Origin of the sequence: Kitasatospora sp. NPDC057518, assembly GCF_042802075.1 — a bacterium.
Taxonomy (GTDB): domain Bacteria; phylum Actinomycetota; class Actinomycetes; order Streptomycetales; family Streptomycetaceae; genus Kitasatospora.
Genome location: NZ_JBHVEU010000509.1, coordinates 1 through 6,043, shown reverse-complemented (window position 1 = coordinate 6,043; position 6,043 = coordinate 1). Strand labels below are relative to the sequence as shown.

The 6,043-nt window shown below is 73.9% G+C and carries 7 protein-coding genes; 4 read left to right on the top strand and 3 right to left on the bottom strand.

Annotated features, from left to right (window positions below; all coding sequences use genetic code 11):
- Positions 1 to 103: 103 nt before the first annotated feature.
- Positions 104 to 829, bottom strand: a complete 726-nt coding sequence (gene hemQ, locus ACFU7Z_RS34590; protein ID WP_049651284.1) for a hydrogen peroxide-dependent heme synthase — start codon at positions 827 to 829, stop codon at positions 104 to 106.
- The gene (gene hemG / locus ACFU7Z_RS34585; protein WP_380781945.1) at positions 826 to 2,256 is read right to left on the bottom strand and encodes a protoporphyrinogen oxidase; all 1,431 of its coding nucleotides are present in this window, start codon (positions 2,254 to 2,256) and stop codon (positions 826 to 828) included. The genes hemQ and hemG overlap by 4 nt, the downstream gene beginning before the upstream one ends.
- Positions 2,257 to 2,369: 113 nt before the next feature.
- Between hemG and ACFU7Z_RS34580 the strand changes: the two genes are divergently transcribed.
- Positions 2,370 to 2,705 (top strand): hypothetical protein, encoded by a 336-nt coding sequence (locus tag ACFU7Z_RS34580; protein WP_074005622.1) that lies wholly within the window; start codon positions 2,370 to 2,372, stop codon positions 2,703 to 2,705.
- Between the two features lie 24 nt (positions 2,706 to 2,729).
- Positions 2,730 to 3,170: a DUF523 domain-containing protein gene (locus ACFU7Z_RS34575; protein ID WP_049651282.1), complete on the top strand. Its 441-nt coding sequence runs from the start codon at positions 2,730 to 2,732 to the stop codon at positions 3,168 to 3,170.
- A 36-nt stretch (positions 3,171 to 3,206) separates the two neighbouring features.
- On the opposite strand, the gene hemE is transcribed toward ACFU7Z_RS34575, so the two are convergent.
- Positions 3,207 to 4,220 carry a uroporphyrinogen decarboxylase gene (hemE, locus tag ACFU7Z_RS34570; RefSeq protein WP_234348351.1) on the bottom strand — a complete coding sequence of 338 codons (1,014 nt, stop codon included), beginning with the start codon at positions 4,218 to 4,220 and terminating at the stop codon, positions 3,207 to 3,209.
- 235 nt (positions 4,221 to 4,455) lie between these two features.
- Between hemE and ACFU7Z_RS34565 the strand changes: the two genes are divergently transcribed.
- Positions 4,456 to 5,118, top strand: coding sequence for a DUF3000 domain-containing protein (locus ACFU7Z_RS34565; protein ID WP_074005620.1), 663 nt, complete (start codon positions 4,456 to 4,458; stop codon positions 5,116 to 5,118).
- 320 nt (positions 5,119 to 5,438) lie between these two features.
- A partial coding sequence (locus ACFU7Z_RS34560) for a LuxR C-terminal-related transcriptional regulator (protein WP_380781942.1) occupies positions 5,439 to 6,043 on the top strand: 605 nt, incomplete at its 3' end.

The following is a 6,043-nucleotide window of genomic DNA, read 5'->3' as shown; positions in this document are numbered from 1 at the left end:
GCCCCACCCTCACCGCCGAACTCGGTGCCACGGGCGGCGGCCAGGGCGGCGGCCCCGGTGGCGGCGGTCCGGGAGCCGTGGGCCGGTCAGACCAGGCCGTTCATCAGACCAGGCCGTTCAGCAGCTCGCTCACCGGCTTGCGGCGGCCGGTGAAGAACGGCACCTCCTCGCGGACGTGCAGCCGGGCCCGGGAGGGGCGCAGGTCGCGCATCAGGTCGACGATCCGGTGCAGCTCGTCCGCCTCGAAGGCGAGCAGCCACTCGTAGTCGCCGAGCGCGAACGAGGCCACCGTGTTGGCCCGCACGTCCGGGTAGCCGCGCGCCATCTGGCCGTGCTCGGCGAGCATCGCGCGCCGCTCGGCGTCCGGCAGCAGGTACCACTCGTAGGAGCGGACGAACGGGTACACGCAGACGTAGTCGCGCGGGCGCTCGTCGGCCAGGAAGGCCGGGATGTGCGACTTGTTGAACTCGGCCGGGCGGTGCAGCGCCATGTTCGACCAGACCGGCTCCAGCAGCCGGCCGAGGCCGGTGCGGCGGAAGCGGTTGTACGCCTCCTGGAGGTCGTCCGAGTCGGCGGCGTGCCACCAGACCAGGATGTCGGCGTCCGCGCGCAGACCGGAGACGTCGTACGTACCGCGCACGGTCACGTCCTTGGCGTCCAGCTGCGCGAACAGCTCGTCCACCTCGGCGGCCAGGGCGGTGCGGTCCTCGGGCAGGCCGCCCTTGAGCTTGAACACCGACCACATGGTGTAGCGGATGACCTGGTTCAGGTCGCGCGCCTTCTTCTTCTCGGGCCGCTGCTCCGGCTCCCGCTCAACGCTCTCAGTCATGCGCCCATTGTCCTCTCCGTGGAACCTTCCCCGGTCGCCGGGGTCAGCAGTCTGTCGACGGCGGCCGCGGCGGCGGCCGCCGAACCGATGCACGCCGGAATGCCCACCCCGTCGTACGCGGCGCCGCACAGCGCCAGCTTGCCCACCCGCCCCGCCGCCGCCCGCACCCGGGCCACCCGGTCCAGGTGCCCCACCGGGTACTGCGGCAGACCGGCCGAGAAACGCGAGACGAAGGTGTCGTACGGCCGGGCGGTCAGCCCGATCGCCTCCCTGAGGTCCGCCAGCGACCGCGCCACCAGCTCCTCGTCCGGCAGCCCCAGTGCCTCCTCCTCGCGGTACCGGCCCAGCGAGGTGCGCAGCAGGAACGCGTCCGGCGCGGAGCGCTCCAGCCAGCCCCACTTGTTCGAGGAGAAGGTCGACGCCTTGATCTGCCGCCCGTCCACCGGCGGCACCAGGAAGCCGCTGCCGCTCGGCGGCTCGGCCAGGTCGGCGCGGCGGAAGGCCAGGGTGACCAGGGCCATGCCCGCGTACTCGACGGCGTCCAGCTCGGTGGCGGCCGCCGGGGCGTCCTCGCGCAGCAGCCGGGCCGCGGCGGGCGCCGGGACGGCCAGCACCACGGCGTCCGCGTGCAGCACCTCGCCGCCGGTCACCACCCGCCAGCCGTCGGGGGTGCGGCGCAGCTCGTCCACCGGGGCGTCGGTGCGCAGGTCCACCCCCGCCCGGACACAGGCCGCGGCGACCGCGCCGGGCAGCGTACCGAGACCGCCGCGCAGGCCCTGGAACACCGGGGTGCCGACCACCTTCGGCCGCGAGGCCAGCTCGTGCACCCCCGCGACCAGCGAGCCGCCGTCACGCGCGATCGACAGCAGCTGCGGCACGGCGGCGCGCAGCGAGATCTCCTCGGCGCGGCCCGCGTAGACGCCGCCGAGCAGCGGCTCGACCAGCCGGTCCACCACCTCCTGGCCCAGCCGGTCGGCGACGTAGCGGCCGATCGCGACGTCGTCGCCGACCTCGGTGCTCCGCTCGTGCCGGGCCCGCTCCAGGCCCTCGTCGGTCAGCACCCCGGAGGCGGCCAGCGCCTCCAGATCACCGGGAACGCCCATCACCTGCCCGCCGGGCAGCGGCCGCAGCGCGCCGCGGGTCCAGATCGCGGCCTTCGCGGTGGTCGGCGGCTCCAGCTCCCCGCCGAGCCCGACCGCCCGCGCCAGCTCCACCGCCTCCGGCCGCCGGGCCAGCACCGACTCGGCCCCGAGGTCCACCCGGACCCCGCCGACCTCCCCGCCCCACAGCTTCCCGCCGACCCGCCCGGACGCCTCCAGCACCGTCACCCGCGCCCGCGCCGACCCCCCGGCCGCCCCGCTCAGGAAGGCGGCCGCAGCCAGCCCCGCGATCCCACCACCGACGACGACGACCTGTGCATCCGACATGCTCCGCAGTCTCGCAGACCCTTACACCGGACCCTCAATCCGCTGCACACCCGAAAAGAGCAGGCCGGTGACCGTCGCTCCCGGTACGGTCCCGACCGAGAGGAGGGTGCCCTGTGGTGTACCTGTGGGGCGAGGCGGTCCGGTGGGTGGACGACGAGCCGCAGCCCGGGGTGGTGGAGGTCTGTTTCACGGACGCGGACGGCCGACGGTGGTCGATCATCGGGAAGACCGCGATGTTCGGGACGGACCAGGCCCTCGGGCCCGGCGCGTGGATCGAAGCGGACTCGCCGTTCCCGTTCCCGGCCGACATCGACTGCACCGTGCTGGGCCCGGCCGCCGGGCGCGCGGACGAGGTCGTCACGGTGTCCATCTGGCAGCCGCACCATCTCCAAACCGTGTGCGGGCGGCGGGAGTTCACGATGCGAAGGGACCAGCTCTTCGAGGAGTGAGCCGGCCGCCGTAGGCTCCACCGCATGGAACCGATCGTGGTGAGTGCGTGTCTGGCCGGGATTCCCTGTCGGTACGACGGGCGGGCGAAGACCTCCGACGGTGCCGTGCGGCTGGTCGAGGAGGGGCGGGCCGTGGTGGTGTGCCCGGAGGGGGCGGGCGGGCTGCCGACGCCGCGGCCGCCGGCGGAGATCGTGGGCGGGGACGGCGCGGACGTGCTGGACGGGCGGGCCCGGGTGGTGGACGCGACGGGCGCGGACTGCACCGCGGAGTTCCTGGCCGGTGCCCGGGCGGCGCTGTCCGCCGCCGAGGAGGCGGGGGCCCGGCGGGCGGTGCTGATGGCGCGCAGCCCGTCCTGCGGCTGCGGTCAGGTGTACGACGGGACGTTCTCCGGGGAGCTGCGCCCGGGTGACGGGGTGACGGCGGCGCTGCTGCGCCGGGCCGGGATCGAGGTCACGGCCGGGTAGTGGGCCCCCGGGGTCCGGGGGCCCACCGCCCTGAGGTCAGCGTGCGCTGGCCTCGTGGACGAAGGCGACGAGGCGGCTGAGCGCGTCCGGGTCCATGGACGGCAGCACGCCGTGGCCGAGGTTGAAGATGTGGCCGCTGGTGCCGAGCGCCTGGGCGGCGTGCAGCACCTCGCGGGCCTTGGTCTCGACGACCTTGGTGGGCGCGTACAGCACCGCCGGGTCGAGGTTGCCCTGGAGGCCCTTGCCCTGGCCGACCCGCTCGGCGGCGACGTTCAGCGGGACCCGCCAGTCGACGCCGACGATGTCGGCGCCGGCCTGGCCCATCAGGCCGAGCAGCTCGCCGGTGCCGACGCCGAAGTGGATCCGCGGCACGCCGTACCCGGCGACGGCGTCGAAGACCTTGGTGCTGGACGGCATCACCGAGCGGCGGTAGTCGTCCGGCGCGAGGGCGCCGACCCAGGAGTCGAACAGCTGGACCGCGGAGGCGCCGGCCTCGATCTGCACCTTGAGGAAGGCCGAGGTGATGTCCGCGAGCCGGTCCACCAGGGCGGCCCACAGCTCGGGCTGCCCGTACATCATGGCCTTGGTGTTCTCGTGGTTCTTGGACGGGCCGCCCTCGATCAGGTAGCTGGCCAGCGTGTACGGCGCGCCGGCGAAGCCGATCAGCGGGGTCTCGCCGAGCTCGTCCACCAGCAGGCCGACGGCCTCGGTGATGTAGGGGACGTCGTCGGGCTCCAGCGGGCGCAGCCGCTTCAGGTCCTCGGCGGTGCGGATCGGGTCGGCGATGACCGGGCCGATGCCGGGCTTGATGTCGACGTCGATGCCGACGGCCTTGAGCGGCACCACGATGTCGCTGAAGAAGATCGCGGCGTCCACCTTGTGCCGGCGCACCGGCTGGAGGGTGATCTCCTTGACCAGCTCGGGCCGCATGCAGGACTCCAGCATGGGGATGCCCTCGCGGACCTTCAGGTACTCGGGCAGCGAGCGGCCGGCCTGGCGCATGAACCACACCGGGGTGTGCGGCACGGGCTCGTGCCGGCAGGCGCGCAGGAACGCCGAGTCGTGCGCGGCGCCGCGGCGCCCGGGGGTGGTCGGGCCGTCGTGGGTGGCCGCCGTGCTGTCTGCCGTAGTCTCGCTCACCGTCAAATCTTCGCACGCGTGCCGGGCCCGGTTTCCCGGCCGGTCTCGTCGGTTCCTCCAAGATCTGTCCGGGTTTGCCGTTCCGGCACGCCGCTGGGAGAGAAGTTGCGGCGATAACCCCGTTCTTCGACCTAGTCTTCGGGACATGGCAGCGGTCGGAGGGCACCCCGCACAGGGTGGCGGAGCAGGTGGCGGAGCGGGTCGCGAGGGGGCGCCGAGCGAGTTCCGGGCGGCCGTGGCGGCCCTGGACGGGGCCCGGTTGCGGCCCGAGGTGCAACTCTCCCCCGCGCCGGCGCCGCGCCGGCTCGCCCCGTACTCGTTCGCGGTGACCGCCTCGGTCGAGGTGGACGGCGAGGAGCTGGCGGACGGCCGGCTGGTGCTGCTGTACGACCCGGCCGGGCAGGAGGCCTGGAACGGGGAGTTCCGGGTGGTCACGATGACCCGGGCCGAGCTGGAGCCGGAGATGGCCGGGGACCCGATGCTCTCCGAGGTGGGCTGGGCCTGGCTGCTGGACTCCCTGCAGGCGCACGCCGCCGGGTTCGCGGAGCCGTCCGGCACGGTGACGCTGGCCTCCTCCCAGTACTTCGGGGGCCTGGCGGACCGCCCGTCCTCGACGGAGATCGAGATCCGGGCCTCCTGGACGCCGGCCGACGGCCGCTTCGAGCGGCACCTGGCGGCCTGGGGGGACCTGCTGTGCGTCAGCGCCGGCCTGCCGCCGGCCGCCCCGGCTCCGCAGGGTCCCGCCGAGGTTCCTTCACTCGGTGGAGTGGTCCCGATGCCGGCCCGGCGACGCCCGCGGTCGCACTGACGGGTGGTGTGCGGCTCCGGCGGCACCCGGGGGCCGGACGCCACCCCCAGGGCTGACGGAGTGTGACTTCGGACCCGCTCTGCGTCAATTCACCGGTCGATACCGACCGATCGGCACCGAATCTGATCGATTTTGTGCGAATACCAGGCATGTCGCATCAATCATTTGCGCGATTTGTCCGTATTGTTACTCACTAGATCGTGATCTTTCGCTAAAGCCGGGCACGGATGCTGCCGAAGCAGTCTGTGACCCTTTCCCAACGCGGAACACTCCGACCGCCCCCATCGGGGTTCCGTCCGCCACTCCCCGCAGGAGGCCTGGTGTCGGTCCTTCTTGAGCACCCCGCAAACGTGGTCGCCTACCGGCCGACCAAGCCCACCGCCATGGTGGTCATCGCCGATCCCCGTGTCCGAAACACCGTCACCCGCCACCTGTGGGCCCTCGGTGTCCGGGACGTGATCGAGGTGTCCTCCATCGCCGAGGCCCGCCCACGGGTCTCCACCCCCCGCGACATCTGCGTCGCCGACGTCCACCTCCCGGACGGATCCGGGCTGACCATCCTCGCCGAGACCCGCGCCGCGGGCTGGCCCAACGGCCTGGCACTGTCCGCCGCCGACGACATCGGCGCGGTCCGCAGCGCGCTGGCCGGCGGCGTCAAGGGATACGTGGTGACCGGCACCCGGACGAACGTCGCGATGCCGGGCCGCCCCGGGATGCCGCTCGGCGCCGCCGGGCTGGCCGGCCGGATGCGCCGCCCCGGGATGCCGGGCATGCCGGGCGCGGCCGGAGCGCCGGGCGCCCCCGGAGCCCCTGGTGCGCCCGGCGCGCAGCAGGCCGCCTACCGCGAGCTTTCCGGCCGCGAGGTCGAGGTGCTGCGGCTGGTCGCCGAGGGCCAGTCCAACAAGGCGATCGGCGTGGCGATGGG

What these genes read in the sequence shown, in the direction of transcription:
- ACFU7Z_RS34575 (WP_049651282.1), top strand. Translation starts at nt 2,730, where the DNA reads ATGGAACCGATCGTGGTGAGTGCGTGTCTGGCCGGGATTCCCTGTCGG.
- hemQ (WP_049651284.1), bottom strand. Translation starts at nt 829, where the DNA reads ATGACTGAGAGCGTTGAGCGGGAGCCGGAGCAGCGGCCCGAGAAGAAG.
- hemG (WP_380781945.1), bottom strand. Translation starts at nt 2,256, where the DNA reads ATGTCGGATGCACAGGTCGTCGTCGTCGGTGGTGGGATCGCGGGGCTG.
- ACFU7Z_RS34565 (WP_074005620.1), top strand. Translation starts at nt 4,456, where the DNA reads ATGGCAGCGGTCGGAGGGCACCCCGCACAGGGTGGCGGAGCAGGTGGC.